General features: G+C 35.7%; 27 protein-coding genes, 2 tRNA genes and 1 pseudogene. 7 read left to right on the top strand and 23 right to left on the bottom strand.

Annotated elements, in window-relative coordinates:
* Positions 1–59 precede the first annotated feature (59 nt).
* The 8 genes from ACIF8R_RS11030 to ACIF8R_RS10995 all read right to left on the bottom strand — a co-directional run bounded on the left by ACIF8R_RS11030 (position 60) and on the right by ACIF8R_RS10995 (position 8,510).
* Positions 60–1,250 carry an HlyD family efflux transporter periplasmic adaptor subunit gene (locus ACIF8R_RS11030; RefSeq protein ID WP_263613335.1) on the bottom strand — a complete coding sequence of 397 codons (1,191 nt, stop codon included), beginning with the start codon at positions 1,248–1,250 and terminating at the stop codon, positions 60–62.
* Positions 1,251–1,253: 3 nt separating this feature from the next.
* A complete protein-coding gene (locus tag ACIF8R_RS11025) occupies positions 1,254–3,389 on the bottom strand; it encodes a type I secretion system permease/ATPase (RefSeq protein ID WP_263613334.1) in 2,136 nt (711 codons plus the stop codon).
* Positions 3,386–4,852 (bottom strand): TolC family protein, encoded by a 1,467-nt coding sequence (locus tag ACIF8R_RS11020; RefSeq protein ID WP_396480752.1) that lies wholly within the window; start codon positions 4,850–4,852, stop codon positions 3,386–3,388. Before ACIF8R_RS11020 ends, ACIF8R_RS11025 begins: the two co-directional genes overlap by 4 nt.
* Before the next feature lie 273 nt (positions 4,853–5,125).
* Positions 5,126–5,872: an LPS export ABC transporter ATP-binding protein gene (gene lptB, locus ACIF8R_RS11015; protein ID WP_002051056.1), complete on the bottom strand. Its 747-nt coding sequence runs from the start codon at positions 5,870–5,872 to the stop codon at positions 5,126–5,128.
* Positions 5,872–6,420: a lipopolysaccharide transport periplasmic protein LptA gene (gene lptA / locus ACIF8R_RS11010; protein ID WP_343569285.1), complete on the bottom strand. Its 549-nt coding sequence runs from the start codon at positions 6,418–6,420 to the stop codon at positions 5,872–5,874. The genes lptB and lptA overlap by 1 nt, the downstream gene beginning before the upstream one ends.
* Positions 6,404–6,952 (bottom strand): LPS export ABC transporter periplasmic protein LptC, encoded by a 549-nt coding sequence (gene lptC, locus ACIF8R_RS11005; RefSeq protein ID WP_263613331.1) that lies wholly within the window; start codon positions 6,950–6,952, stop codon positions 6,404–6,406. Before lptC ends, lptA begins: the two co-directional genes overlap by 17 nt.
* Before the next feature lie 37 nt (positions 6,953–6,989).
* On the bottom strand, positions 6,990–7,529 hold the full coding sequence (locus ACIF8R_RS11000; RefSeq protein WP_151763637.1) for an HAD family hydrolase: 540 nt from the start codon (positions 7,527–7,529) through the stop codon (positions 6,990–6,992).
* Between the two features lie 3 nt (positions 7,530–7,532).
* A complete protein-coding gene (locus ACIF8R_RS10995; protein WP_039248373.1) occupies positions 7,533–8,510 on the bottom strand; it encodes an SIS domain-containing protein in 978 nt (325 codons plus the stop codon).
* A gap of 214 nt (positions 8,511–8,724) precedes the next feature.
* Between ACIF8R_RS10995 and cysS the strand changes: the two genes are divergently transcribed.
* Together cysS and ACIF8R_RS10985 are read left to right on the top strand one after the other, a co-directional pair.
* The gene (gene cysS / locus ACIF8R_RS10990) at positions 8,725–10,146 is read left to right on the top strand and encodes a cysteine--tRNA ligase (protein WP_396480727.1); all 1,422 of its coding nucleotides are present in this window, start codon (positions 8,725–8,727) and stop codon (positions 10,144–10,146) included.
* 63 nt (positions 10,147–10,209) lie between these two features.
* Positions 10,210–10,285 (top strand) — tRNA-Gly (locus ACIF8R_RS10985).
* 598 nt (positions 10,286–10,883) lie between these two features.
* On the opposite strand, the gene ACIF8R_RS10980 is transcribed toward ACIF8R_RS10985, so the two are convergent.
* The 8 genes and pseudogenes from ACIF8R_RS10980 to ACIF8R_RS10945 form a co-directional block, all read right to left on the bottom strand.
* Positions 10,884–11,513 carry a hypothetical protein gene (locus tag ACIF8R_RS10980; protein ID WP_396480725.1) on the bottom strand — a complete coding sequence of 210 codons (630 nt, stop codon included), beginning with the start codon at positions 11,511–11,513 and terminating at the stop codon, positions 10,884–10,886.
* Positions 11,514–11,896: 383 nt separating this feature from the next.
* Entirely contained in the window at positions 11,897–12,490 is a 594-nt protein-coding gene (locus ACIF8R_RS10975) for a DUF4142 domain-containing protein (protein ID WP_396480723.1), read from the bottom strand.
* 561 nt (positions 12,491–13,051) lie between these two features.
* A pseudogene (locus ACIF8R_RS10970) lies at positions 13,052–13,201 on the bottom strand (putative peptidoglycan-binding domain-containing protein); the annotation flags it as partial.
* 351 nt (positions 13,202–13,552) lie between these two features.
* Positions 13,553–14,317 carry a hypothetical protein gene (locus ACIF8R_RS10965; protein WP_284087536.1) on the bottom strand — a complete coding sequence of 255 codons (765 nt, stop codon included), beginning with the start codon at positions 14,315–14,317 and terminating at the stop codon, positions 13,553–13,555.
* 341 nt (positions 14,318–14,658) lie between these two features.
* Positions 14,659–14,982 (bottom strand): hypothetical protein, encoded by a 324-nt coding sequence (locus tag ACIF8R_RS10960; protein WP_396480721.1) that lies wholly within the window; start codon positions 14,980–14,982, stop codon positions 14,659–14,661.
* Positions 14,983–15,067: 85 nt separating this feature from the next.
* On the bottom strand, positions 15,068–16,174 hold the full coding sequence (locus tag ACIF8R_RS10955; protein WP_396480719.1) for a minor capsid protein: 1,107 nt from the start codon (positions 16,172–16,174) through the stop codon (positions 15,068–15,070).
* A gap of 96 nt (positions 16,175–16,270) precedes the next feature.
* Positions 16,271–16,615, bottom strand: a complete 345-nt coding sequence (locus tag ACIF8R_RS10950) for a hypothetical protein (RefSeq protein WP_002048765.1) — start codon at positions 16,613–16,615, stop codon at positions 16,271–16,273.
* A 293-nt stretch (positions 16,616–16,908) separates the two neighbouring features.
* Positions 16,909–17,367 carry a hypothetical protein gene (locus tag ACIF8R_RS10945; protein WP_263613323.1) on the bottom strand — a complete coding sequence of 153 codons (459 nt, stop codon included), beginning with the start codon at positions 17,365–17,367 and terminating at the stop codon, positions 16,909–16,911.
* Between the two features lie 485 nt (positions 17,368–17,852).
* Between ACIF8R_RS10945 and ACIF8R_RS10940 the strand changes: the two genes are divergently transcribed.
* A complete protein-coding gene (locus ACIF8R_RS10940; RefSeq protein WP_263613322.1) occupies positions 17,853–17,972 on the top strand; it encodes a hypothetical protein in 120 nt (39 codons plus the stop codon).
* Positions 17,973–18,121: 149 nt separating this feature from the next.
* Here ACIF8R_RS10940 and ACIF8R_RS10935 read toward each other — a convergent pair whose 3' ends face one another.
* The 3 genes from ACIF8R_RS10935 to ACIF8R_RS10925 all read right to left on the bottom strand — a co-directional run bounded on the left by ACIF8R_RS10935 (position 18,122) and on the right by ACIF8R_RS10925 (position 19,869).
* Complete coding sequence (locus ACIF8R_RS10935; RefSeq protein WP_343569277.1) at positions 18,122–18,946, bottom strand: pyrroline-5-carboxylate reductase dimerization domain-containing protein; 825 nt, start codon at positions 18,944–18,946, stop codon at positions 18,122–18,124.
* Positions 18,947–19,217: 271 nt separating this feature from the next.
* Complete coding sequence (locus ACIF8R_RS10930) at positions 19,218–19,451, bottom strand: hypothetical protein (protein WP_343569276.1); 234 nt, start codon at positions 19,449–19,451, stop codon at positions 19,218–19,220.
* Between the two features lie 202 nt (positions 19,452–19,653).
* Entirely contained in the window at positions 19,654–19,869 is a 216-nt protein-coding gene (locus ACIF8R_RS10925; protein WP_236753953.1) for a cold-shock protein, read from the bottom strand.
* A gap of 520 nt (positions 19,870–20,389) precedes the next feature.
* Between ACIF8R_RS10925 and ACIF8R_RS10920 the strand changes: the two genes are divergently transcribed.
* Positions 20,390–21,007, top strand: coding sequence for a LysE family translocator (locus ACIF8R_RS10920; protein ID WP_263613319.1), 618 nt, complete (start codon positions 20,390–20,392; stop codon positions 21,005–21,007).
* A 93-nt stretch (positions 21,008–21,100) separates the two neighbouring features.
* Here ACIF8R_RS10920 and ACIF8R_RS10915 read toward each other — a convergent pair whose 3' ends face one another.
* Positions 21,101–21,646 carry a glycoside hydrolase family 108 protein gene (locus ACIF8R_RS10915; RefSeq protein ID WP_396480717.1) on the bottom strand — a complete coding sequence of 182 codons (546 nt, stop codon included), beginning with the start codon at positions 21,644–21,646 and terminating at the stop codon, positions 21,101–21,103.
* Between the two features lie 35 nt (positions 21,647–21,681).
* Positions 21,682–22,011, bottom strand: a complete 330-nt coding sequence (locus ACIF8R_RS10910; protein WP_272480772.1) for a hypothetical protein — start codon at positions 22,009–22,011, stop codon at positions 21,682–21,684.
* Between the two features lie 659 nt (positions 22,012–22,670).
* Between ACIF8R_RS10910 and ACIF8R_RS10905 the strand changes: the two genes are divergently transcribed.
* On the top strand, positions 22,671–23,342 hold the full coding sequence (locus ACIF8R_RS10905; RefSeq protein WP_002048763.1) for a LexA family transcriptional regulator: 672 nt from the start codon (positions 22,671–22,673) through the stop codon (positions 23,340–23,342).
* 151 nt (positions 23,343–23,493) lie between these two features.
* Here ACIF8R_RS10905 and ACIF8R_RS10900 read toward each other — a convergent pair whose 3' ends face one another.
* Both ACIF8R_RS10900 and ACIF8R_RS10895 read right to left on the bottom strand, forming a co-directional pair.
* Entirely contained in the window at positions 23,494–23,724 is a 231-nt protein-coding gene (locus ACIF8R_RS10900) for a hypothetical protein (protein WP_025465682.1), read from the bottom strand.
* 179 nt (positions 23,725–23,903) lie between these two features.
* Positions 23,904–23,980: transfer RNA gene (locus tag ACIF8R_RS10895), tRNA-Met, on the bottom strand.
* 256 nt (positions 23,981–24,236) lie between these two features.
* On the opposite strand from ACIF8R_RS10895, the gene xseA reads away from it, so the two are divergent.
* Together xseA and xseB are read left to right on the top strand one after the other, a co-directional pair.
* Positions 24,237–25,499 (top strand): exodeoxyribonuclease VII large subunit, encoded by a 1,263-nt coding sequence (xseA, locus tag ACIF8R_RS10890; RefSeq protein ID WP_396480715.1) that lies wholly within the window; start codon positions 24,237–24,239, stop codon positions 25,497–25,499.
* The gene (gene xseB, locus ACIF8R_RS10885; RefSeq protein WP_263613313.1) at positions 25,492–25,686 is read left to right on the top strand and encodes an exodeoxyribonuclease VII small subunit; all 195 of its coding nucleotides are present in this window, start codon (positions 25,492–25,494) and stop codon (positions 25,684–25,686) included. Before xseA ends, xseB begins: the two co-directional genes overlap by 8 nt.
* The last annotated feature ends 29 nt before the right edge of the window (positions 25,687–25,715 follow it).

The following is a 25,715-nucleotide window of genomic DNA, read 5'->3' as shown; positions in this document are numbered from 1 at the left end:
GCGTGAATTTAGTAGAAGCAAACCTATAAAAAAAGCCCCGAATTTCGGGGCCTCTTCTGTTATCTTTCTCGTAATGCTTCTTTCGCTTTATTAAACGGTTTAAGCAAGTAATCGAGTACAGTTTTCTCACCAGTACGAATATCTACCGTTGCCACCATACCCGGTGTAATACCAAAAGCTTTACCTTGTTTATTGTAGAGCTTGTCTGTATCAGTTCGGATATAAACGCGATAGTAGAATTGATCTTGTTTAACTTCATCACGAATCGTGTCTGGAGAAATAACGGTAACTTTACCTTTTAAGCCACCATAAATTGAATAGTCATAAGCTGTAATCTTCACTAAAGCTTCTTGACCAGGACGAATGAACGCAATGTCACGTGGCAAAATACGTGCTTCAATGAGCAACTGTTCATCAATTGGAACAATCGTCATTAACTTACCATTTTGCGGAACGACACCACCATGCGTTGTCACTGTAATTTCTTTTACAACGCCACGCACAGGTGCTCTAAATACAGCACGCTCTAAACTATCATTACGCCCCATCACGACTTGTTGTTGAGTTTGGCTATCAGTATTTGCTTTAGATAACTCTTCACGAGCTTTAACGTAGTATTGGTTACGTGCATCGTTCATTTTATTGCGTAAATCATTCGCTTCACGGCGTAAGCGTAAGACCTCAACTTCACTGGCAGCTCCTTTAGCAACCAAAGGTTCAGTCATAGCGAGTTCTTGTTGAACCAGCTCTAATGCTTGCTTTAAACCTGAAAGCGTTTGCTGTAAATCAGCTCTACGAGACTCATACAATGCTGTTTCTTCATGCACGAGCTTTGGATCTTTCGCGACAATTTCAGGAAAAACTAACGGTGTACCGTTTACTTCTGCACGTAAACGCGCTGCTGTTGCCTGAGCTGCAATCAATAAAGATCTCGACTCACCTACATTTGACGCAAAACGGGTTGGGTCCAATTGAGCAAGGATTTCTCCCTTTTGAACAATGTCACCCTCTTGTACATTCAGCTTAGTTAAAATACCGCCTTCTAAAGACTGGATGACCTGTTCTTTAGACGATGGAATAACTTTACCTGTACCTGTAGATACTTCTTCTAACTGGAAAAACCATGCCCAAATAAACAAACTAACGAGCCCAATACCTACAATCCAAATCACTAAACTGGCACGCGGTAATGGTGGTTCACTATAAGATACATTCATTGAACGGGTGAGTTCTTGTTGTTGTTCGCTCATGAATTATCCCCCTTGACTTACTTGTTTTTGTTGGGCTGTTGATTGATTAAGTACTTGATCCCTTGGCCCATCCATTACGATCTTGCCCTCATTCACGACAATAATACGATCAACCAATTCTAAAACAGCGCGGCGGTGCGTTGCCACAATCAATGTACGATGCGCCAACCATCCTTTAAGATGGTCAATCAGTTGCTTCTCGGCAACATCATCAATGGCTGCTGTTGGTTCATCGAGCAATAGAATATTCGGTTGACGAATTAATAAACGTGCAAGTAATAAAGCTTGTTTTTGACCACCAGAGAAACCGACACCACCTTCTAAAATTAAGTGATCTAACCCTTCTTTCTTCTCTTGAATGAAAGGTAATGCACCTGTCACGACCAAAGCACGAAGAATATCTTCATCGGTTGCAAGCGGTGCACCTAAGGTCAGGTTTTCACGGATTGTTCCGTAGAATAAATGGGCATTTTGGTTTAGTAGTCCCATATCACGGCGTACATCTGATGGGTCAATTAAAGAAAGATCTAAACCATCTAAATGCACAGCACCTTGAGTTGGAGATTGCATGCCAGATAAAAGCTGAAGCAAGGTTGACTTACCAGCACCATTACGGCCTAAAACTGCAATTTTTTCACCCGCACGAATTTGCAAATGACGAATTGCAAGACTTGGTTTTGGGTCGTCATCACCATATTGGAACATTACATTTTTTAATTCGTAATTACCGTTTAAAACAGCTTTATGAACTAAATGAGCACGATCAGCCTGATCAATTGGACGTTGCATGAGCTCATCGAGACTTTGTTTCGCAACTTTTGCTTGCTGTAAACGACCTAAAACCCCTGTAATTTGGGCAATTGGTGCTAACATGCGTGACGAAAGAATTGAACACGCAACGAGCGCACCCGTGGTCATTTCCCCTTCCATTACCGCAAAACAGCCAACTAACACCACAATAGCGTAAGTTAACCCCTGAACCATTTGGGTCCAAGCCATTAAGGTACCCACAATTTTACGCTGTTTCATACCAATGTCGGCTGAAACTTCATTCATGTGGTTCCACTGATTTTGGAAACGTGATTCAGCGCGTAATAGCTTGATGTCTTCAATACCCTGCACCGCTTCTACAAGAATTGCGTTCCGGATTGAAGATTCTCTCATACCTTCTTGAGCAAGCTGAGCCAATTTCTTTTGCACCAGAATACCCGGCAAGATCATAAGAGGCACAACAAGCAGCATGACCCAGAATATTTTCCCACCAATAATCGCAAAGATAATCAGGAACAAGAAAAAGAATGGGAAATCGGCAATTGCACTAATGGTGGTCGAAGTCACCAGTTCACGAACACCTTCGAGTTCACGAATCTGGGAAATAAAACTACCTGTAGATTTCGAGCGATCTTTATTTTTAATGCGTAAAGCATGGCCAAATACACGGTCTGAGACACGTAAGTCGGCTCGTTTACCAATAATATCAGATAAATATACCCTCGAAACACGCAAGGTAAACTCAAAAAGAGCCGCGATCAGTACACCACCTGCCAGCACCCATAAAGTCGGAATCGACTGAGATGGCACAACACGGTCATAGACTTGCATTGAAAAAATAATGGTTGCCAGTGCCAAAATATTGGCAATTAAAGAGGCAAACATAATATCGATATAACGCTTCCAGTCTCTTAAAACGATGGACCAGAACCAGTTTGCTTCGTATGGCTTGATATATTCATCAATACGCGCATCTGGAATAGACGTTTCTGGACGCAAAATATAGACGTTTTTCAGCGTCGTTTTTAAAACGTCTAATGATAAATTTTGAGAAAGGCCCTGATCTCCACTGAACTGGATACTGACGTTGCCTTGCGTATCTGCTTTATCGATTACACCAACTTGCCCATCATTAAACTCTACCATAACCGGCAAACGCCATGGATTTAACAAGTCTAAAGAAAATGGAGCTTTACGAAGATTTAAACCGACCTGACGTGTCATTAACTGTAAGACATCATCTAGATTCTGGTTTTGGTTCCAATCAAGTTGTAAACGAATTCTTTCTTCTGACGGTTCTATTCGATAGTGTTTGGCAATAGTTAAGACCGCCTGTAACCAAGGCTGGTAATTTATTTTTGTCATCATGGTTGTACTTCGAACCCCTGAATTGAAATATTATTTAAGCCATAGGCTTGGCGGGAACGTCCTGTTGCTTCTATGTACTGAACAATACTGTTATAAATGTCATAACGTGCTGATTCGAGTTCTGAGTTTGCACTATGAATGGCTTGTTCAGCATTTAATAAATCGACCAGTGAGCGAGTACCGAGCTTATATTGTTCTTGGTAAAGTTCACGTGTACGAACTGTCGTTGCTTGGCGGCTCACTAAAACCTGCATTTGACGTTGTTTATTTTCAATTTGTTCACGACTTGTTCTAATCTTATCCAGTACATCCAGATAGACAGAATTGACTTTAGATTTAGCCGCTTCTTCTGCATAACTTGCCATTTTTACTTGTGAAGCGGTTGCACCACCTTGGTAAAACTGACTTGTTGCTTCAAGCATAACTGAACTATATAAACCATCATCCTTGTCATTATTTGGGTTTTTACCGTTAAGCGCCTGACTGACTGAGCCTTTCACTGCTAAGGTCGGATAGCGTGTTAAACGGGTTTGTTCTTTTTGTGCTTTAGCGACCTCAACACTTGCCTGTGCGGCAATCATTTTAGGAATAGTATTGAACTCAGGCTCACCATAAAGATCAGATTGCTTGACTAGATCTTCGGAAATAATCCATCCAGTACGAGTAACATCTGCACCAAGTAGCGTTCTTAAATGCTGTTGATATTGACGTAATAAGGATTGCTGGGCAATCAAGGTAGACTGCGCTGCTTGTAAGTATGACTGCGCCTGAATTGGGTCTGCCTGACTCGCGACACCAGCATTTGCACGTAGGTTAGCAATATCTTGAATACGTTGAATACCGGCAATTTGCTGCTCAGCAATTTTATTAAGCTGAAGATAACGCTGAATATTCACAATAGTTTGTGCAACATCCAAAGCTAGAGTATCAACACTGACCAAAACATTGGCTTGTTCAACTTGAACCTTAGCTTGCTCAACATCAACACCTGATTTGACTTTACCAAAGTCATAAAGCATTTGAGTGGCACTTAAAGTAAGTAGCTGCCTACCACGCTCTCCACTGCTTAAATCACCAGTTGAAATCCCGCCTGCTAGCTGGGGATAGTAACCGGCTTTAGCAACGTCAACTCCTGAATTTTGACCCGCTAAAGTTGCAATAGATTGTGAAATATCTGGACTACGTTGAATGGCAATTTTTACCGCATCTTGCAATGTCATCGTTCGAGATGGCAAGTTGGAAAAAGATGAAGCCGACTTATCATTAAGTTGAACAGTTGGAAATTCCTGCACAATAGAACGATCTAGCTTGAAATTACTAAGCTCGTGCATCTTGGCAACTTTGAAATCATCACTACTTTTAGGGACAAAAAGTTGTGACAAGTTTTCTTTCAGGGTGTGGTATTGCTCACTTGGTTTAGCAGCATATATCACAACAGGTACATGTAGTGTACTTAGAAGCATCAGCCCTTTCAGGAAAGCCTGCTTTCTACATTTCCCTTCTACTTTTCTTTGGTTATATCCAATCATGCTTATCTTGTTGATCTTGTTTGTTATCGTTTAAAAGCATCTCCATTCTACATAGTTTTTCAACGAAAACAGCATAATTGGTCGAATAAATCACACATTATTTTTTTATTAAATGAGTGGTATATGTAGTTGTTTTTATTTATAAAACATCAAAAAACAAAAAAGAGGCCTTGACCTCTTTTTAACCAATTAGATTAATGACTTTAATTAAACTGTAAAATCATCACCTAAATAGACTTTACGTACTTGTTCGTTGTCTAAAATTTCTTGTGGTGTGCCTTCAGCAATCACTGAGCCTTCACTTACGATATAAGCACGCTCACAGATCGCTAAAGTTTCACGTACATTGTGATCGGTAATGAGTACACCAATGCCACGGTCTTTTAAAGTCTGGATAATATCTTTAATATCACCCACTGAAATTGGGTCGACACCAGCAAACGGTTCATCCAAGAGCATAAATTTAGGGTCTGCTGCCAAAGCACGCGCAATTTCCGCACGGCGGCGTTCACCACCCGACACACTCATTCCTAATGAGTCTTTAATATGGCTAATTTTAAAGTCATTGAGCAACTCATGAAGACGTTGTTGACGTTGCTGCTTATTCAAATCTTTACGCGTCTCTAAGATCGACATAATATTTTCAGCAATCGTCAATTTTCTAAAGATAGAAGCTTCTTGAGGTAAATAACCAATACCTTTACGCGCGCGTTCATGCATCGCTAGGTCTGACATATCCAAGTCATCCAGATGAATCTCACCCTTATCCATACGCACGAGTCCAACGACCATATAGAAACTGGTCGTTTTTCCGGCACCGTTAGGACCAAGCAAACCAACAATCTGTCCACTTTGCATACTAAAAGAGACGTCTTTGACAACCCAACGCTTACTATAGTTTTTGGCTAAGTGTTTAATACACAAAGTTTGCGGTTGTTGAAGAGCTTGCTGCATTAGTCACGCGCTCCTGGGAAACTTTTAGAACTTGAAGGTGGAATAATAATTTGTACGCGGTTTGAAGTAGAACCTTGAGCTTCAACATCGCCTTTATTCATACTATATTTCAGAGAGTTACCACGAATACTTGAACCATCTTGATATAAATATGCGCCACCAGACAAAGTAATAATGCCTGTGTCTGCATTATAGACAATCGTTTGCCCTTCACCACGTGCAACGCCTTTATTGGCATTGATTTGCTGCTGGAACTTAGCTGGACGACCTTTTGCGGTAATCACTTGAATTTCACGTTTCGAGTTTAGATTCGCAACAATTGAGTCAGCCTGAAGCTTCATCGTACCTTGCTCAATCACAACATTACCCGTGTAAGTCGTCAAACCAGTTTTGTCATTATAGGTTGCACGGTCTGCAACCAATGAAATTTGTTGATTACGGTCAGACGGCAAAGCAAAAGTCGAAGCAGATGATAAAGCAACGAATGTAATTACCGCAGCTTGTTTTAGGAAAGCTGAAGAACGTTTTAAATTAAGACTTTGGTGCATACTTTCCTCGAATATTAAAAAATTCGTACTGACCGTTATTCAAATTGCCTTTTAATCCTTTACTCACAAACTCGCCTTGTGGAGATTGAACAATCACTTGATGATTTGTTTCAATATCTCGAGTCTTTGGATAACCAGTTAATTCATCGGTTTGGAACTCAATTGTTCCTTGAGGTGCAATCTTGGTTGCGACCACATCACCCGATAAAACAACCTTTTGATTATCATCATAGCCATAAGCTTGTTTAGCAAAGAATGTTGCATCAACTTTACCTAATTTATACATAGAGGCATTAAGTTGATCCAACTTTGACGTTTTTTGTTGCATATCCTGCTCAAGCTGACGAACTTCAGCACGAATATACAAATTGCCTTTGTCATCAGTTTGAGTCAAATGGACGCCCTGCGCCGAATAAGTCATATTCTTCGCCGAACCAATGTCCAGTTTTTTTGCCTTGCCACTATAGTAGTAGTAACCACCACTCACAGCAGCAACGACTACAGCAACAATATATAAAACTCTGGTATCCATGAGCAGGAATAGCCTACCTTTTTAAGTAATCTTGTTATTAATGCGGTACTGCAAGATATTTTTCAAGAAGTTCTTGGTAAATGCCTTTTGCGATCAGCAACATATCACAGACTTCACGAACAGCTCCACGACCACCCATGGCTTGGGTCACCAAGTGCGCACGGCGACGTACTTCTTCATGTCCATTTGGAACCGTAACACTCATTCCAGCAATCGCAAATGCTGAAAGATCTGGCCAATCATCGCCCATATATAAACAATCTGAAGGCAAAATATTAAACTGTGCACAAGCTTCGCGAAGTGCCGAGCCTTTATCTTCACGGCCTTGAAAAACTAAATCAACACCTAAGTCAGACATGCGTTTCTCAACGATATTACTTTTTCGGCCTGTAATGATGATGACTTTCATACCCGCTTGTTGCGCAAGTTTCATACCCAAACCATCACGAATATCGAATGATTTAATTTCATCGCCCGTGTTGGTTAACGTCACAAAGCCATCACTTAAAATACCATCGACATCCAGAACCAATGCCTGCAAATGACGTGCTTGTTCTAACAATGCATACGATGCCATGGATTAATTCACCCCTGCCTGAATAAGATCATGCATACTAATTACACCAATCACTTTATTTTGGTCGTCGACCACCACAAACTGACTGATTTTTTTCTGGTTAAGTTGTTGTAACGCTTCTACAGCACGTGCTTCTTGAGAAATAGTTGACGGTTTTTTTGTCATTACTTCAGATACAGGTAAATTCACATCAAACCCTTGCTGTTTATCGATGAGACGACGTAAGTCCCCATCTGTAAAAATACCAAGCAAGTGGTCTTGTTCATCAACAATTGTCGTTAAACCTAAACGCTTATTTGAAATCTCATAAAGCACTTGATTCATTGGAGTCTCAGGTGAAACTTTTGGTAACTCTTCACCTGTATGCATTAAATGTTTTACATGTAACAGCAAACGCTTACCTAATGCACCTGCGGGATGCGAACGCGCAAAGTCATCAGCAGTAAAACCACGTGCTTCAAGTAAAGCTACCGCTAAAGCATCGCCTAAAACCAAAGTGGCTGTCGTACTTGAAGTTGGTGCCAAACCTAAAGGACAAGCTTCGTCGGACTCACCTAAGGTTAAAGCGATATCAGCATTTTGCGGCATTGGGCCTTTATCATCACGGCTAATGGTAATCATCGGTACGCCAAGATGTTTAATCAGCGGCATCAGCATCATGATTTCATCGCTTTTTCCTGAGTTGGAAATTGCAATAAGTACATCACCGCGAACTAGCATGCCTAAATCGCCATGGCCTGCTTCACCAGGATGCATAAAGAAAGACGGCGTACCTGTAGAGGCAAATGTTGCCGCCATTTTTCGACCAATATGCCCAGATTTACCCATACCTGTAATCACAACACGACCTTTACACTGCAACAGTACTTCGCAAGCACGGTTAAAACGGTCATCAATTTGTGTTGCTAATACATCTATGGCTTGTTGCTCAATACGCAATGTAGCTAATGCACTGCTTTGGAAATCTGTAGGATTAGGCATACGAGTTTGACTCAAAATAATTGATCTGATCTCTCAATTGAGATCGGTGATTTTAATCAAAAGATTTGGGGGCATTCTAGCATAACTCAATCAGTTACACGTTTTTAAATGTATAAGATTTCACAAGCTTATAAAATTAATGCATAAAACTTTTTTAAAAATGATGCATCAGTTATGATGTAACACTATTTTTGTTGAGTGTTTGAAAACCCTTATGCAACCGTTTGTTTTATATAACTCTGAGCAACGAAAAAAAGTTGAATTTGTACCTCGCAAAGAAGGTCACATCGATATGTACGTCTGCGGTATGACCGTTTACGACTACTGTCATATCGGGCATGCTCGAGTTATGGTTGCATTTGACTACATTATCCGTTTCTTGCGTAGTCAAGGCTGGAAAGTTCGCTACATTCGCAACATTACCGACATTGATGACAAAATCATCAAACGTGCGAATGAAAATGGTGAAACAATCCAACAACTCACCACTCGTTTCATCGACGCTATGAATGAAGATGCAGCGAACTTAGGCTGTTTAGCTCCAGATGAAGCACCGAAAGCGACTGAATATATTGAGCAGATGCAAAATATGATTGGCAATCTGGTCAATAAAGGTTCTGCTTACCCTGCTTCAAACGGCGATGTTTATTTTGAAGTCACCAAATTTGAAAAATATGGTCGCCTTTCTGGCCGTAAGCTTGATGATATGCAAGCTGGTGCAAGCGAGCGTGTTGATGTAGAAGTTGAGAAGAAACATCCGTTTGACTTTGTGCTTTGGAAACATGCCAAAGAAAATGAACCATCTTGGGCATCTCCTTGGGGCAATGGCCGTCCGGGTTGGCACATTGAATGTTCTGCAATGTCGACTTGCTGCTTAGGCAATCACTTTGACATTCATGGTGGCGGTTCAGATTTAATGTTCCCCCACCATGAAAATGAAATTGCTCAAAGTGAAGCTTCAACTGGTGAGCAATATGTAAACTACTGGATGCATGTTGGCTTTATTAACGTTGATGGTGAAAAGATGTCTAAGTCTTTAGGCAACTTCTTCACGATTCGTGACGTGATGGAAAAGTTCCACCCTGAAGTGATTCGCTACTTTATTGTGTCTTCACACTACCGTAGCCCTGTGAACTTCTCTGATGTAGCGCTAAAAGAAGCAAAAACTTCTTTAACTCGTTTCTATCATTCATTTAAAGCTTACCAACAAGTGTATGGTCAAAAGACAACTGAAACGCTTGATCAAAGTTTTATTGAACGCTTTAACAACGCAATGTGTGACGATTTCAATACGGCTGAAGCAATGGCAGTATTGTTTGAACTCAACAAAGAGTTAAACCGTGCTGTAAAAGAAGAGCAAGCTGACCAAGCAACTGTGCTTTATTCGACTTTACGTCACCTCACCAACATTTTAGGTTTGGTACAACACAATGTAGATGATTTCTTAAAATCAGATATTGGACAAGAAGCGCTTGCTTTGTCTGATGCTGAAATTGAAGATTTCATTCAACAACGTGTTGATGCGAAAAAAGCTAAAGACTTTGCGAAAGCAGATGCTATTCGTCAGTCTTTGCTCGACCAAGGTGTAGTTCTTGAAGACACTCGTCAAGGTACAGTTTGGCGTCGTGCTGATTAAACGTTCAATTAGATCACAAGAGTGTTGACACTTTAATGAAACACTCTATAATGTGCTCACATTGCGGGAATAGCTCAGTTGGTAGAGCATAACCTTGCCAAGGTTGGGGTCGCGAGTTCGAGTCTCGTTTCCCGCTCCAAAATTCAAAAACCACTTAATTCGAAAGAATTAGGTGGTTTTTTTATGGATTATCTGTCTTGATTGAATAGTTAAAAATCATATTAAAAAACGCTTTATACTTCTGTTACTATGCCAAAAAGTGGATATCATTTAGAGATTCGCGAATTTTAGTGCCGTAGCGATACTATAAAATTTAGATTGTTATTATGATGCAAAAGCTGGTTAAGCACAGGAACTCGTGGCATCAATGTTCGTGTTATTTAGTTAATTGTTATATAGTTACTCGTGATACTGCGACTGATTGTGAATAATGACCCTCAAAAAAATTATTAGAATTATAATCTGAACAAGCTAATCATGAGCCTGAATAAATCCATATCTCCTTCTATGCCCTTTTGAACAGTACTATCAAGAAGAAGGCAGAAAAATGAAGAGTGCCCGCTTAATTGTTCAAATGCTTAAATATCTAAAGAAAAAAGAATAATTAAAATATAATTAATATTTTATGATTAAACACATCATTAAGTTTTTATTGATATTGAAATTAAAAATTGGTTTAAAAGTATATTATCGCAAAGTCTCCCCCCATTGAGGAGACTTTCTAAGTATTAAATGACTTAAGGATGAATTTTTTTCAATCCATCTTCTACAGCAAATTTAGCTTCATCCCACTGTAAACGTGAACTGCCTTTAACTTGTTCCCATTTAGTTTTCAATTTAGATTCAACCTCGGAAAAATTAATTTCTGCATTATTATCTACACGATTTTCATAACCTAAACGATAAGCCGCCCGATAATCACGATCATATTCTAGATTCTTGTCTTCAGTATAATATGGCATTTTTTTATAGTTTTCTCGCCAATAATTATCTTCTTCTTGCCAAGAATTACTATCATCTTTTTGATTATTTGTTTGAGCTATATCATTACCTGCTATTCCTCCTACTACACCACCAATAATCCCTCCAACAACAGCACCTGGAGGGCCGCCAACAACACCAAATGCAGCACCTACCGCCGCTCCTCCCAAGGTTCCTGCACCTGTAGCAACCAAATTCTCTCCCCCTTCATTCATATCGGGTACATGATTGTTATTAGTCGGTGGAGAGTTTAAATCTGGACGAGCATTATCAATTGTGGATGAAATGTCTTGTAATGGTTTGCTATTTGATACATTACCATTAGAAGATGGCTCTTTTTGAGTCGTATGATTACCAACTGAATTTGATTGTTTTGTATTTACCATTTTCTTACTCCCTATATTTTAAAATCTAGTGTCTTTCAAAAGAGCTAGAATATTAAAAGAACTTTTGAAGTATGCTTGACAATTATTATTATAATTCACCTTTAGGATAGTTATGTTTCATAAATACCCATATTAAGTAAGGAGATGTTATTAATTAAAGAAATTATTTCTCATTAATAAAAATTCTTATTCAAATAATCTTCACAATTATATCATTCTTTATCCCATAATCATTATATTTCGCTAGATTAAACATTACCCATAACATTCTAGTTTCACACTACCCTACAAGAAATTATTATTTTATTTATATGCAATTTAAAAAGCCTAGTTAATTAATACTAGGCTTTTTAAATGTATTTTTAAAAGATAATAATTATATATTATTTCATATTTTTAAATATATCTTCAGCTGCATTTAGGTGTTTCGCAACAGCATCACGTGTTTGTACGAGCATATTTTTTAATTCAGAACTTTTCGTGTTTGGTATTAACTGCTTATCAATTATCGTCAAAACTTTACGGTGAACTTTAACTTGATTCATCATATAATTTTTATCAGTATCTGATGTTATTTGATTAAGCTTACTAACAATTTTATCACTATCATTTTGCAACGTTTTACTAAGATTACTGGTTTGTGAAATCAACTGTAACCGACTTGCCAAAGCTTGTGCATTTTTTTCATTGGCTGAATGTTCTTTAATCATCATTTCAGCATATTTCTTAGCTTCATCTATTTTTAGTTTTGGTAATGCAGTTTTTGCCTGCTTAATTTCACCATTATTAGCTGTACTTAATATCTGGAAAATTTGACTATCAGTCAAATTTTCATGGTTTTTATTTAATATTTTAGAGTGATTCTTCCCATCATTTATAGTTTGTTGATTCGCTGCCATAATCTCAAATGCACTGAAGCTTAAAACACCACTAATTGCGATACAGCTAATAATTTTCTTCGTTAAAATAGCTTTCATACCAATATCCTTTAACTTAATTCATGAGTATTTCTACCTATGGGTAGCTTTTTCACATTTCCAATCTATATCCCTACTTGTAAATTCAAGGTTGGGGGGTTATTTATTCATTATTTCAATCAACCATATTTATACCGCTCGTTGAATATTCTTCGCAAAGAGTAAATATCTTATTTAAAGTAGATGATATAAATTTAATAATGAATCATGCCTCTGTATCCAATCTTATTAATGTAAATATAAAATATATATAATTTTAAAAAACATTAACTTAAAAACAATTTTATTTTTTATTTTTACGAAAATAACAATAAAGCTCGTTATATTAACTTATAGATACTAAAGCTAAAATTAAATATATTTAAAGAAAATTTAAACCAATTTAACTTATTCGCACATCTATAAAAAAACGTTTTCCTAAAGACTTTAATTCACATACTGCACACAAACAGTGACATGCACTTTTGTAGATATCGTATGAGTGTGCAACCTGAAAACAGGATACACAGAACTGTAAGCAATGAAGCCAATCTAGTTCGCTTGCAATTGAAGACTTTCATGTTAGCCGATCCAGTTAGCAATCCAGCCATAAAAAAATTGTTCCTGCGTGGGACTTCGCTCACAAATTTCGATGTAACGTTGGCCTTGCATGATATTAAGAACCCGAACTAATACCTTCTCTCCTTCTTTACCGCGCTTAGCCAGTGTTGTGGTTTGAAAATTCTCAACAGCTTTTGACTTAATGAGAGGATCTTCAAATAACTTTGAAGAATATGCAGATTCGATAAGCTCTTGATAAGGTTATTTGGCTTGTAACTCTTCAAGATAATCTGCTATGGATCACCTTCTTTATTGACTCAATTTCATATATACTGACCTGAGTATGAGATGAGCCTTATATAGTTCATTGCTAGATCAATGAATGACTAAGCCCTTAGCTTTCGAGCAAGGGCTTTTTTACGCCCAAAATAAAGTGTTAACAAGATTTCATTTAACCTTTTGCATTCACATTAAAAAACCACATCACCCAACAGAATAATGTGGTCATTTTTAACAGTTAAGTTAATGCGCTGTCTCTGCTGCTTTAGGTTTAAAGACCATTAAACAAACCACAATAAAAGCAAATAAAACAAAAGATGCTGTAAATCTACTTAGCTCTAATCCACCATGTGCAATAGGTTTATCGAGGAAATCACCTAAAACCGCCCCAAGTGGTCGAGTAAGAACAAAGGCCAACCAGAATAATAATGTTCTTGAGATTTTAGTATAAAAATAGCAGATCGCTAATACTAGCAATAAAGTACCAAAAATTAAAGCAGCGCTCGTATATCCTAACCCTTGAGTATCAGCCGTCCAGTCACCCAATGCTGTCCCTAATGTTTGAGAGAACATAATAGTTAACCAATAGAAGACTTCACTTTTAGCAGATTGAATACTTTTTACCGAAATTGTGCCGCAGCTTAAATACCAGACAAATAGAGACAGGCCTAATAAAATAAGTAATATTAAACTTCCCCCTGCATAACCCACACCTAAAGTCCGATCCACAAAATCGGCAATTGTGGTTCCCAATGTAGTTGTGGCAATAATGGTCGCCCAATAAAAAAATGAATTATATTGTTTGGCTTTAATTTGCAGGCCAACAAAAACTGCAAATATCACTGCGAAAATTGCTGTACTAATTACATATCCCAAATTAAGGGACATAGATAGCGCATCACCAGCAGTCTCCCCTAAGGTTGTAGCAGCAATTTTAATGATCCAGAACAGTAATGTGACTTCTGGAACTTTACTTAAACTTTTAGATAAACTTTCATGATTTATCATTGTATGTTCTCCAAACATACTTAACGATTAGCCGATATCTAAAAGCCCCAGCCTTAAGCTTAAATTAAGAGTAAAAATAAGCTACAAAGTTTCTCTATAATGCATAGCTTTAATTGTTAAATGACAGGGTTAGTCTTTAATTTGTTATAGATATTTTGTTATGTAGAATCTTTTCATCATGATGTCATAAACGTTAAATCCGTTTTGCAATGCGAAAGCTTGGAACTTATTTTTATAACATCTAGCCCCATCTATGTTTTCACCTGCAGTACTTTTCTTTTTATTGTATTAACTAAACAAAAAAACCTACTCCATGAGTAGGTTCGATTTACATGTATAGCTCAGCCTATAGAACTTTTCGTTAAACATTTTTCATGCCATGTAGTTTGAAAGTCTTCAACAGCTTTTGTCTTGGTTAAAGGATCTTCAAATAATTTTGAGGAATATGCTGTATCAATGAGTTGTTGATAAAGCTGCTTTGCCTCTGCTTCTTCAAGATGGCTAGCAATCTCTTGTAGTTCAGTCACTGGCACATCATGTTGTCTTGCATCCATAACTCCTTTTGCCGCATTTTCCACAAGTTGACAATAATGCATTTGCATAGTTTCAGATGCTGCATAGCATGGAAGAGTAATAGCGCTCATAAAGAGGAATATAAATTTCATAGTCTCACCTTAATTTCACGCGCAAGGATAACAAGCTCTCCTTTAAAAATTAAGTTGCAAAAGGTTAATTTTGGTCTCTACCAAGCTACAGTCCAAGTACTTTGAACGTTCGCTCATCGAGTTCCCTCAACTCATCCAGAGTGTAAAGCCGCCCCTTTGGATCAAAGAATTTATCAAAATCAAATTGTCCTTCTTTATATAATTTATAGCGTTTAGGACCTAACCATTCTTTTTGAAAAAAATTATCGGTCAATTTGAAAAACTCTTTGAAGGAAATATTTGCATCTATTTGGCCCATTAATTGAACCCGCTCATCTTTAGGAATGTCTCGCACTCTCCTTTCATCCATAATAAAAGATCGATTCCCAATAAGCCTGCCGTCCTTACTTACCGGTACCAGAATACTCCGGCAATTGGGATGCAAAGGTGGAACCCTTTTCGCTGGGTCATTCAATTTCCAAATTGAACCATCAATTGCGGCACAAATTTTAGATGTCCTTCCGTCTAGTACACTCACAAATCTGACATATTCAAAATTAAAGTTTTTAAAGTTATATAAATAAACCTGATTTGAAATATGGCTCCGTAGGGTTCTGACAATTCGTTCAATATCAATTTTGGTACTGTTGAGCAATCCATCCTCATATTTAAGGCGTTTCGTACCAGTAATACGTCTAATAATTTGCTGAGGTGTCATGCCTGTATTCATTCCATCTCGAATAACATATTCAATTCTTTGACGGGCATTCTCACTAATTTGAGCCAAAAACTCATCAACTAAGGCACCACCAGCTAATGGAATTCGTTTTATCAATTTATAGAGGTGCTCTCCCTCTAAATCTTTAATGACTTTACCAAATAGCTTAGCCATATAATTTGACTCATAAACAGCCAAACTCGTTGCCGAATGAGCAAACATTTCTAGTAGCACATTGCTCATTAAATTAAACCAATCAGAAATAACAAGTTGGATATTTTTAAGTTGACGAGTTGTGTACTCGCCACCTGCAAGAGCTGCCCTTTCAGTCTGGTTAAGCTCTTTTATTAAATCAGCCAAACGATCAAGCATAACGAGTGTTTCATCGTTAAAAAATCTAAAAAGCTCATTTACCGATCTTGAGGAGGCTCGATAAAGATAGGCTTGATGTTGTGTAAAGACATCAAAAAGCGATTTTTCCGTAATATTCTTCATGAAAGTTACCTCTAAAAGGTGCACTTTTTTGTTCTTTTTATATCGCTAATCTATAGAAACTTATTTAAGGCTTTAGGGAACTAAAAATTTATAGCGCTAATTAAACTGATAGTTTTGTTTTATGAATTTCTTCTGCACGCTAATATTTCCAATAAAATTAGCCAGCCATAAAATAAATTCATCTCGATACTCAAAGCGTGGCAGTAGACTTAAGTCAACTTTTATCTCTCTTTCAGAAAGAGGCTTACTTAAACATTCTTCAAAATCAATTTTGCTATATTTTAACTTTAAATTGATTTGCTCAGCTTCTTTTCTAATTTCCGCCATAACCCTATTGAGATTTGTCACAGGGTTATCCGTAATCTGGTACTTTTCATAAATATTTGCGTAAACATTTTCAGCAATATCTAAATATTTAATGAGTTCAGCATTCTCATTCATCTCGTCATCTTCCTATTTTTTTGAAAATTATGTACGAGTAAATGTTTCTATACGTAATTTAAACGTATTTTTATGTGAAAAATATTTTAATAAAAATAACAATATAATCTTTAACTTACTATTTTTTAAATCATTATTAATTCTTTATAAAACATTTCCATATTTACTGACATTTTTGATAATTTTTATATGCTGATCATTTAAGCTTGTTAAATAAAAAAACCGCCCCAGAAGGCGGTAGCTGAATTTTATCAGCGAGATATAGAAGTATGGTGGATGAATACTTCTATATTTTATGAGGATATTTTATTGTTTTTAATATAGTCCTCAGATTTAAAGTAATTAATGATCATCTCTGCATTTTCTTCTTTAGCTGGTTCAGCAGCAACAGGAATCTCGGCTTTATCAATTCTAAAGCCTTTCGGAATATAGTTTGAAATTGGAGGCAACTTTTCTTTACCTCCAATTGTCATTCGCTCAATGAAACCAGCAAGCCATAAAATAAACTCCCCTTCATTTTGAAACTTTGGCATCAGACTTAAATCAATATGAACAGACTTTTCTTTATTAAATTGATTTAAGCATTCTTCAAAATTTATAAAATTGTACTTCAGTTTGAACTCAGTACCTTTAATTGCTTTACGAATTAAGCTAATTAAACAGTTTAAATTCTGAATGGTGTCTTCTGTAAATAGATTGTCTTTTTTAATTTCCTTGTATACTTTATCTGCTATAGCTAAATACTTTGGCATTTCTTCCTCCTCAATATTCTTATAAACAATTGAAAATAAAAAAATTCATAGTTTGATTATGAAGAATTAATTGTAATGGAGTGAAAACAAATTTGATTTCAATGTAAAAACTATCTTTATTATGTAAAATGGCACCAAAATGAACCACAAAAAAATTAAAATTCCGTTAACTGATCCGCAATTTTATTTAATAATTTTAACCAATTAGAAATGTTTTCTTTCAATTGTAAATGATTATTTTTCAACAATTCGCTCAATATAATATTCTTATAAATCAATAGGAAACTTATTTTTATATTATTTTTACTGAAAATTAAACTTAACACCCTTATTGTCTTTCCAACTTCAAATATAAAGAAAAACTTAATTAAAGAGAAATTTATAACACTTCTTCATCTGTTATATTTTTTTGAAAAAATTCTGTATCTATGATTACACATTGTATTTCTTCATGATAGTAAACATCTAGACACGAGGTAGCTAACATGAATTTTTTAAGAAAGAAAAATAAAGCTAGTTTTGTATTATTTATTATCACACTCTATTCAATGCTAGGGTTTGGTTTGGGCTATATTATTTGGGAATATTTCTTGCAAATTCCATAATTTAAACTAGATACTCATATAAAAGCAGCTTTGATTATGAACCAATATAAGTAATTGTATGCTTCATTTTTATGGCATTAAATGACTTATAAAGTATAAAAGTACCTTTCAAAATATAAGTTATCTCAAAATTGAAAGGTACTGGGTGATCAGTTAAAGCTATGCCTAGTAATGTCAGCATTAATCTCTAGACTTATTTCTTTACTACGATGATAAGCTGCTCTCAAAGCCAGTCGGATATCGTCGGAAAGGTTTCCTAGTTCAAACATTCGTAAAGCAGATTCGGTAATTCCATTAGCCAGTGTCACCTTCCCGCATAGTTCACTTGGCTGAACGTTACTTTTACGGACCATGTCTACGGCACCTGAGGCTGCTTGTAGTGCGAGATCTAAAGCGAACTGCTTATCTAGCCCCATAGAAACACCTGTTTTGACCATACTGTCGAGAATATAAAAGAAGTACGCTGGGCCTGAACCTGATAAAGCAATAATGGCATCACTTTCCGATTCTGAGTTTGCCCAATAGGTCTTCCCTGTTGCTGAGTAAATTGTCTCAACTACTTCTTTATCTAAAGGCTCTAGATATTCTGAACCAATCAGCACATGGGTACCCGTATAAGTTAATACAGGTGGGTTAGAAATGACTCTTATAATCTTTTTTGAACCTGTAATGCTTACTAGTTGTTTAATATTAACCCCAGCCATCATTGATACTATCGTTTTATCAGCTAGCCATTTTTTTAATGGCGCCAGTATAGCTTTTAGGTTTTTTGGGTCTAGTAATAGAACAACGATATCAGCCTTTTTTACCTCATGCTGTTTTTGCTTTAGAATAATTTCATTATCAAACTTTACTTCCTCTATAAGATTAATTTTTTCTTTTTGGAATCCTTTTAAAACTAAACCTCCAATTAAAGCTAAAGACAAATTACTGCTGCCAATAAAGCAAATATTAGGTTGTACTATATTCAACATTTAGAATTATTTCCTTCCTTTAGATATACTACAAAAAGAAATATTATTTATGACTTAAGTCATGGACCGTTAATACAATAAAAATTTAATAAATTTTTATGAATGTTAAGTTTAATTTTACAACAAAATCATATTTTGAGCTAAGATTACCCTATTACTTATGACGTTATGAATAACAAATTAATCTAAATTGTTAAAAATATGTAATTAAAAATTATTTTTAGCTTATCTGATTTAAGCATTATAGTTACCAAGCTTAAAGTGTTTTTATTTAACATTCACTTAACGATCTTTGCTCTTTTTTTAAGAAACTCTCGGCTATTCGTGATGCTTCTTGAAAATTGATTTCACTGCACACCCAAAATGACAAAAGCTTTCCATCTAAATGAAAGTATTGCTTGTGATACTCAGTGACATCATCTGAATGAGGGTTTCCAACACAGAAACAATTTTCATTATTTTTTCTTACTTTACCGTTTAAAATACCGCCAATACAAATATCCATTTTTATACCAGTTATAATGTTAACTTATAAAACATAAATTTAATTTTTATATTATATAAAACAAATAATCAACTTATTTAATATTTTATATAAAAAACCCACAAAGGAAGAAGTGGGTTTTTTAACTACGTAGATGATTTCATGTTATTTAAGTGAGCAAATCGCAAAAAATAAACCAAATAAAATCATTAAATTACGTTATTTAAGCATTCGTCACAATTGTGATGTTCGAAGCTTGTGGGCCTTTTTTACCCTGTGTCACAGTAAACTGAACACGCTGACCTTCTAAAAGAACTTTAAAGCCTTGTGTTTGAATCTCAGAAAAATGTGCAAAAACATCTTTACCTTCATCAGATTGAATAAAACCAAAACCTTTAGTTTCATTAAACCATTTTACTGTACCAGTAGTATTAGACATAAATTAATCCTAATTTTTTAAAAAACATTATCATTTGTTATTGGGTGAACCAATTAAACTAAAAAATATACACTCTACTTAAATATCTAATAATATACGGAGGATTATAAATAAAACTGCGAAAAGAGAGATTTAGGGTTACATGAATATTTTTGTAGTTAAAGTCGACTATACACGCTTCTTAACGAATTGCAATCTCTATCTTGATTAATTGATTTTTTACTTAATTCAAGCCTTCCCACCCTCATCTTATTCATTGATTTTAAATACTATTTAGAAATTATTTTATTAATTTAACATCAATATATTAATTATATATATCTTATTTTTTTTACACGATAAAATTTTGTCTTCTATAGATTTTTAAACTTTGCTATAAACTCAAATACTTACTTTTAGGAATAATTAAAATATTTTACTTTTTTATAAAATATACAGACTTGTCTATATACACTTTACCTATTCTACTTTAAAGTACGTGTGCAGCTTAACATGTTGATGATAAACAGGAAGTAACTCCGTGAATGGTCTCTTAGTTTTTATAACCATTGCTTTTCTTACATTATCAAGCCCAGGACCAGGCGTTTTATTTACAGTAACAAATTCAATTAACTATGGTGTTCGTACCGCTTTATTCGGTATTAGCGGTTTAATCATTGGTATGTTCATTATCGCTGTGATTTCTGCAAGTGGAGTCGGGCTTATCATTACCAGTAATCCTACGATCTTCACGGTCTTAAAGTTTATTGGGGCCTTTTACCTTATGTATTTAGGCTATAAAAATTTCATAAAAAAATCCCCAACACAAGATTTACTCGAAACTGAACATGATGAGAAAGGTATAAAGAAATCAAAACTTTTCTATCAAGGATTGTTTGCTTCACTACTTAATCCCAAAACAATTGTCTTTTTCATTGCCCTTTTTCCACAGTTTATTGATATTAAAAAAGAAATATTAAATCAGTTTCTGGTTTTATCTTTAACCTTTTGTTTTATTGGATTTTTGATTCATTTAGTTTATGCCAACTTTTCTTCTATTTTTAAAGAGAAAATGCTTGCCGGAAATAATTTTGCAAAACTGAATAAAGTCAGTGGTTGTATTTTCTTTCTTCTCGCTATTTTACTTATTACTCAATAAAAAGTTTGTACTCCTATAAAAAGCAGAATGGACCAGCTTGTTAAATGTTTTGTAGCCTATATGCTTAAAAACAGCTCTAACAAGTTGGTCTTTTTATAAGTTCACACGGTTAGCAAGCCATCCATAAAAGAACTGCTCATACTTTGGATTTTTCTCGGTAATTGCAATATAGCGTTGGCCTTGCATAATATTCAGAAGACGTACTAATACCCGTTCACCTTCATTACCGCGCTTCTTTATATAGATTGATAAAGCCTGTAATGTAGAGGGTCCATATTCCCCATCCAATTTAAGATCCGCCCAACCTTCTTTCCCTTGCCGGTTTAACAAGTTCAAAGCACGCTGTAGAAGTGGTTTTGTAAAACCAATACCGCAATTTACTCCTGTGTCGAGTAGCTCTTCAGCAATGATCGGACTAATCAAATTAACTTGATCAAATCGCGGCTCAAGCCAATATTGGCTCTTATAAATATCTCTTGCGATTTCTAAAGGTAAATCTTTCATTTCACCTTGATATCCATAACTACGTGCAACTGCTTGTGTAATGCCATATTTAGTAGCATGGCCAGAGTCAAGGAGGTCATTTACATAACCACCTTCACGTTTTATAAGTGCATCTAAATATTGTTCAATATTCATGGGACTGTCCTCATTTATAAAACTCACTGTTAGTATTAACTTTGAATATCATCTTTTGCTTTTTTTAAGTCTTTCATTACTTCAACAATGGTTTTCCCTTCTTGTTTATTAATGAAGTTAAATATCCATCTCACAATTGCCCAGCCAGGTAAGCCACAAATAAAGAAGAATCCACCTAAAGTGATCATGCCCCATATATCTGTTACCCATTCATGCAAGTCCCATTTCATGATAATGAATGAGCCACCAGTCAAGCTTGAGACAATAGTGCAAATCAAACCGACTACCCATTCTTGAGGTGAACGAGGGAAACGCATGATTAGAACCACTGCTACGACTAAGCTCACAGCTAAAGCAATCATCATGACCGTACCATAGAGCTTAAAAGCAGAAGCTAGTCCGTTTAATGTTAAAAAATTTTCCATAATTTAATCCTGTCTCATACTTAAAATTTGAAAAATAACCTTGATTACTCCATTGTTATTTCTCATATTTTTATAAAAATCTGCTACATAACCACGTTTAGCCTAGCCGCTCTTTTTTCTATTAAAACTGCGTTTAATGGCTTAAACGTCCTTTAAAGCTGGCATACATCAATGACTTATCTTTTTTGACCAAAAAGTTGAGATAACACGCTGCCGTATATCGGAAACTTTTGTGAGCCATTAAATTCTTTGTTAGATTCTTCATGTTCTTGATACCCTTTATCGACGAACATTAAGCCTGATCCACGGAATCGGGCTTTTTTTATTTCATTTTTTGTTTTTGATAGCCGATCTCTACCGCTGATTCACTATCGCCATTTTTTATATTCTGTCGTCCAGTGAGGCAGAATAAATATCACTACTTACTAAGCCATTGATAAAAATTAAAAATATACTTAAGTAAAATATTTGATTCGTTCTATCAATGAGTTCTTATAACTGATATTATAACTATAGTTATTATTAGTCAATAACTATAGTTGTTTTACTAGATATAACTTAAGTTATATATTTGTTATAAGTTAGCTGGTGCGATCATTATGGCTCTTAAAGACCGTTTAAAAGATTCAAGGATTAAAGCTAAGAAAACTCAGGCAGAAGTTGCTGAAGCAGTAAAAATGTCTCAGCCTGCTTATCAAGCTTTAGAATCGGGAAAGAACTTAAAATCTGCTTTTCTTCCACTCATTGCACAGTTTTTAGGTGTAGACGCTTATTGGCTTACTACTGGTAACACTGAAGATTCTTTTAGAGAAAGTGATGTATTTAGTCCTACCGTTGTCAGTAGTGATGTAGTAGATCAATATGTGTGGATTGAAGTCGTTGAAGCAAGTTTTTCTTGTGGTACAGGCGAATCAATCGAATTTCACTTTGATGCAATTAATGGAAAAATTCCTTTCCCTGCTTCTTTCTTTAAAGAAAAGCGTGTTCCTCAGGAATGCATGCGCATTATTAAAGCTAAGGGCGATAGCATGACCGATTACATCAAAGATGGAGATTTGGTCGGTATTGATATTTCTCAGACAGAAGTGATTGATGGAGAAATCTATGCAGTTTATTTCGCTGGCGAGGGAATGATTAAACAAATTTTTAAAGAAGCAGATGGCTCTTTAATTTTGCATAGCTTAAATGAAAAATTTAGAGATCGCCGTGTCACTGAAGAGAACGGAAAAAACTTTAAAGTGATGGGCCGTCAGTTCTGGCGGGCCGGTTAATTTAGTTATTAAATATAGTTAAAATAATAATTTTATCGTTTTCATGTAGTTTACTTGCTTATAACTTTAATTATTTATTTTTCCATTAGATATAAAAAAACCTATCTCCTTTAAAAGGGATAGGTTTTCTCGCTTTATTACCATGGTTTTATCAACAATATGTATTTAAACGATAAAGTTGATTAAATCCGGCATAGAAGCTTTTACCATCTTGGTTTAACTCGATTTCTTCACCAGTTTGAAGCTGAATTTTCTTTCCAACTTCTACCCAACGATAGCCATCAAGTGAGTTTTGCTTACGCACATGAGGAATGATCCTCACATTAATTTCATTGCCATTTACGGCTGTGGCAATTTGCCATTCATTTACTATATTCACAATCGTATTCACTCATTACTGAGCTCATGTGATTTGACGGTATTTAATTAGAACGCTAGATTTAAGGTATGGACAATTCGTCTAGAATTTAATATTTAGCTTGATATAGGGTTATTTATAAGCTAATTGCTTTTCATGAGTTCGTATCACGAAAAGTAGTACATCACAGAGCATAATATTTTTGGATGCGGGAGTCGGATTTGAACCAACGACCTTCGGGTTATGAGCCCGACGAGCTACCAGACTGCTCCACCCCGCAATTGGAAGTAAGCTTTATACGCCTATATATTTTATAAAGCAAACTTTATTTTTTAATCGGTTGTAATTATTAACAATTATCTTTTTATTAATTTTTCATTTTAACCATTTAGTTTAAATTGGCATATCAATTTCTAACTTTTAGTTCTTTAAATTGTTGTATTTATTTTAAATAGAACCCGATATTCATAGACATCAATTGCCTTGCTTGGATAGCTTTTATACTATCTAGTTTCATCCAATTATTTATAGTTTATATGTCTGATCCCCAGTTCTCACTCAGCGAATATCTCGGCACTGTGCAGGAAGTAATACGCCTGACATTTGACGAACCGGTATGGGTTAGAGCAGAGATTCGTAATTTAAATATTAAAGGTGGACATTACTATTTAGAGCTTGCAGAAAAAGATGCAGATACGGATAAAGTCATCGCCAGTTGTAAAGCAACCATTTGGAAATTTTCAGCGAGTAAAATTGTTCTTAAGTTTGAACGAGAAACAGGAATTGAGTTAGCAAGCGACTTAAACGTTTTAATTAAAATTAGAGCGCGTTTTGATCCTCAATATGGATTTTCAGTCAATATAGAAGAGATTGACTCAAGTTTTACACTTGGGGAAATTGCAAAACGTTATCAACAAATTGTGGAGCGTTTAACTCAAGAAGGTTTAATTCATAAGAATAAACTTCTCCCTACTCCTTTTGATATTCAAAATGTTTTAGTGATTGCTCCTCAAAATGCTGCAGGATTGGGGGACTTTAAAAAAGATGCAGATGCTCTTGAGCGAAATGGGGTTTGTCATTTTGTTTATCAAAGTGCGACCTTTCAGGGAAATACGGCTGCCGTTAGCCTTATGGAGTCATTGGTAACAGGGTTAAAGCAATGGGCAAATAGTTATAACTTTCCCCCCGATCTGATTGTAATTATTCGTGGTGGTGGTGCTGTAAATGACTTAGCTTATTTAAATGATTATGAGCTTGCGGCCCTACTCTGTAAACGTAGCGTACCGATTTGGGTTGGTATCGGACATGAAAAAGACCGTACTATCCTTGATGAGATCGCACACCGTTCGTTTGATACTCCAAGTAAAGTGATTGCGGGTATTCGCAACCATATTGTTGAACGTGTACAAGAAGCTGTAGATAACCTACAAACAATTAAACTTTTGTCTCAACATCAAATTACGACTTATCAAAGTAAGAGTGATCAATATTTACAACATATTAAATCTTCAGCCCAAGGCCAACTTAATTCTGCTCACCAGTTCCTCGAACAAATGAAAGAACGCATTCAATTTGTTTCACAGCAACAGGTTAAGTTTTCTTTAACGCAAACCGAAGCGCTTATGCGAGAAATTCTTCTGCAAAATCCCAAACAGATTCAAGCGAAAGGCTATGCAATTGTAAGATCTGAAGGCAAAGCAATACGTTCTGTTCATCAAATCTCAAGCTCTGCCGTTACTATTGAAATGCAAGATGGTGTTATTGAGGCCAATATTACAGAGGTAATTCCTAATGAATGAAAAAGAACTGTCTTTCAAAGAAGGTCATGCCATCTTAAAACGAAATGCTGAATTACTTGAGTCTCAGGAAAGCCCAGATATTGATAATTTAATGAAAATTGTTGAAGAATCTATTAGTGCTTATAAAGCGTGTAAATCTCGAATTGAAGCTGTTCAACAAGCTTTAGATGAAACATTTAAAGAATAATTTGCAATAAAAAAAGCCCATTTCTACTT

Origin of the sequence: Acinetobacter sp. ABJ_C4_1, from assembly GCF_044538495.1 — a bacterium.
Lineage (GTDB): Bacteria > Pseudomonadota > Gammaproteobacteria > Pseudomonadales > Moraxellaceae > Acinetobacter > Acinetobacter nosocomialis_A.
This window is presented reverse-complemented; position numbering and strand designations above follow the sequence as displayed.

Coding starts and splice junctions, on each gene's coding strand:
- ACIF8R_RS11030 (WP_263613335.1), bottom strand. CDS start 1,250: ATGAGCGAACAACAACAAGAACTCACCCGTTCAATGAATGTATCTTAT.
- ACIF8R_RS11025 (WP_263613334.1), bottom strand. CDS start 3,389: ATGATGACAAAAATAAATTACCAGCCTTGGTTACAGGCGGTCTTAACT.
- ACIF8R_RS11020 (WP_396480752.1), bottom strand. CDS start 4,852: ATGCTTCTAAGTACACTACATGTACCTGTTGTGATATATGCTGCTAAA.
- lptB (WP_002051056.1), bottom strand. CDS start 5,872: ATGCAGCAAGCTCTTCAACAACCGCAAACTTTGTGTATTAAACACTTA.
- lptA (WP_343569285.1), bottom strand. CDS start 6,420: ATGCACCAAAGTCTTAATTTAAAACGTTCTTCAGCTTTCCTAAAACAA.
- lptC (WP_263613331.1), bottom strand. CDS start 6,952: ATGGATACCAGAGTTTTATATATTGTTGCTGTAGTCGTTGCTGCTGTG.
- ACIF8R_RS11000 (WP_151763637.1), bottom strand. CDS start 7,529: ATGGCATCGTATGCATTGTTAGAACAAGCACGTCATTTGCAGGCATTG.
- ACIF8R_RS10995 (WP_039248373.1), bottom strand. CDS start 8,510: ATGCCTAATCCTACAGATTTCCAAAGCAGTGCATTAGCTACATTGCGT.
- cysS (WP_396480727.1), top strand. CDS start 8,725: ATGCAACCGTTTGTTTTATATAACTCTGAGCAACGAAAAAAAGTTGAA.
- ACIF8R_RS10980 (WP_396480725.1), bottom strand. CDS start 11,513: ATGGTAAATACAAAACAATCAAATTCAGTTGGTAATCATACGACTCAA.
- ACIF8R_RS10975 (WP_396480723.1), bottom strand. CDS start 12,490: ATGAAAGCTATTTTAACGAAGAAAATTATTAGCTGTATCGCAATTAGT.
- ACIF8R_RS10965 (WP_284087536.1), bottom strand. CDS start 14,317: ATGATAAATCATGAAAGTTTATCTAAAAGTTTAAGTAAAGTTCCAGAA.
- ACIF8R_RS10960 (WP_396480721.1), bottom strand. CDS start 14,982: ATGAAATTTATATTCCTCTTTATGAGCGCTATTACTCTTCCATGCTAT.
- ACIF8R_RS10955 (WP_396480719.1), bottom strand. CDS start 16,174: ATGAAGAATATTACGGAAAAATCGCTTTTTGATGTCTTTACACAACAT.
- ACIF8R_RS10950 (WP_002048765.1), bottom strand. CDS start 16,615: ATGAATGAGAATGCTGAACTCATTAAATATTTAGATATTGCTGAAAAT.
- ACIF8R_RS10945 (WP_263613323.1), bottom strand. CDS start 17,367: ATGCCAAAGTATTTAGCTATAGCAGATAAAGTATACAAGGAAATTAAA.
- ACIF8R_RS10940 (WP_263613322.1), top strand. CDS start 17,853: ATGAATTTTTTAAGAAAGAAAAATAAAGCTAGTTTTGTATTATTTATT.
- ACIF8R_RS10935 (WP_343569277.1), bottom strand. CDS start 18,946: ATGTTGAATATAGTACAACCTAATATTTGCTTTATTGGCAGCAGTAAT.
- ACIF8R_RS10930 (WP_343569276.1), bottom strand. CDS start 19,451: ATGGATATTTGTATTGGCGGTATTTTAAACGGTAAAGTAAGAAAAAAT.
- ACIF8R_RS10925 (WP_236753953.1), bottom strand. CDS start 19,869: ATGTCTAATACTACTGGTACAGTAAAATGGTTTAATGAAACTAAAGGT.
- ACIF8R_RS10915 (WP_396480717.1), bottom strand. CDS start 21,646: ATGAATATTGAACAATATTTAGATGCACTTATAAAACGTGAAGGTGGT.
- ACIF8R_RS10910 (WP_272480772.1), bottom strand. CDS start 22,011: ATGATGATTGCTTTAGCTGTGAGCTTAGTCGTAGCAGTGGTTCTAATC.
- ACIF8R_RS10905 (WP_002048763.1), top strand. CDS start 22,671: ATGGCTCTTAAAGACCGTTTAAAAGATTCAAGGATTAAAGCTAAGAAA.
- xseA (WP_396480715.1), top strand. CDS start 24,237: ATGTCTGATCCCCAGTTCTCACTCAGCGAATATCTCGGCACTGTGCAG.
- xseB (WP_263613313.1), top strand. CDS start 25,492: ATGAATGAAAAAGAACTGTCTTTCAAAGAAGGTCATGCCATCTTAAAA.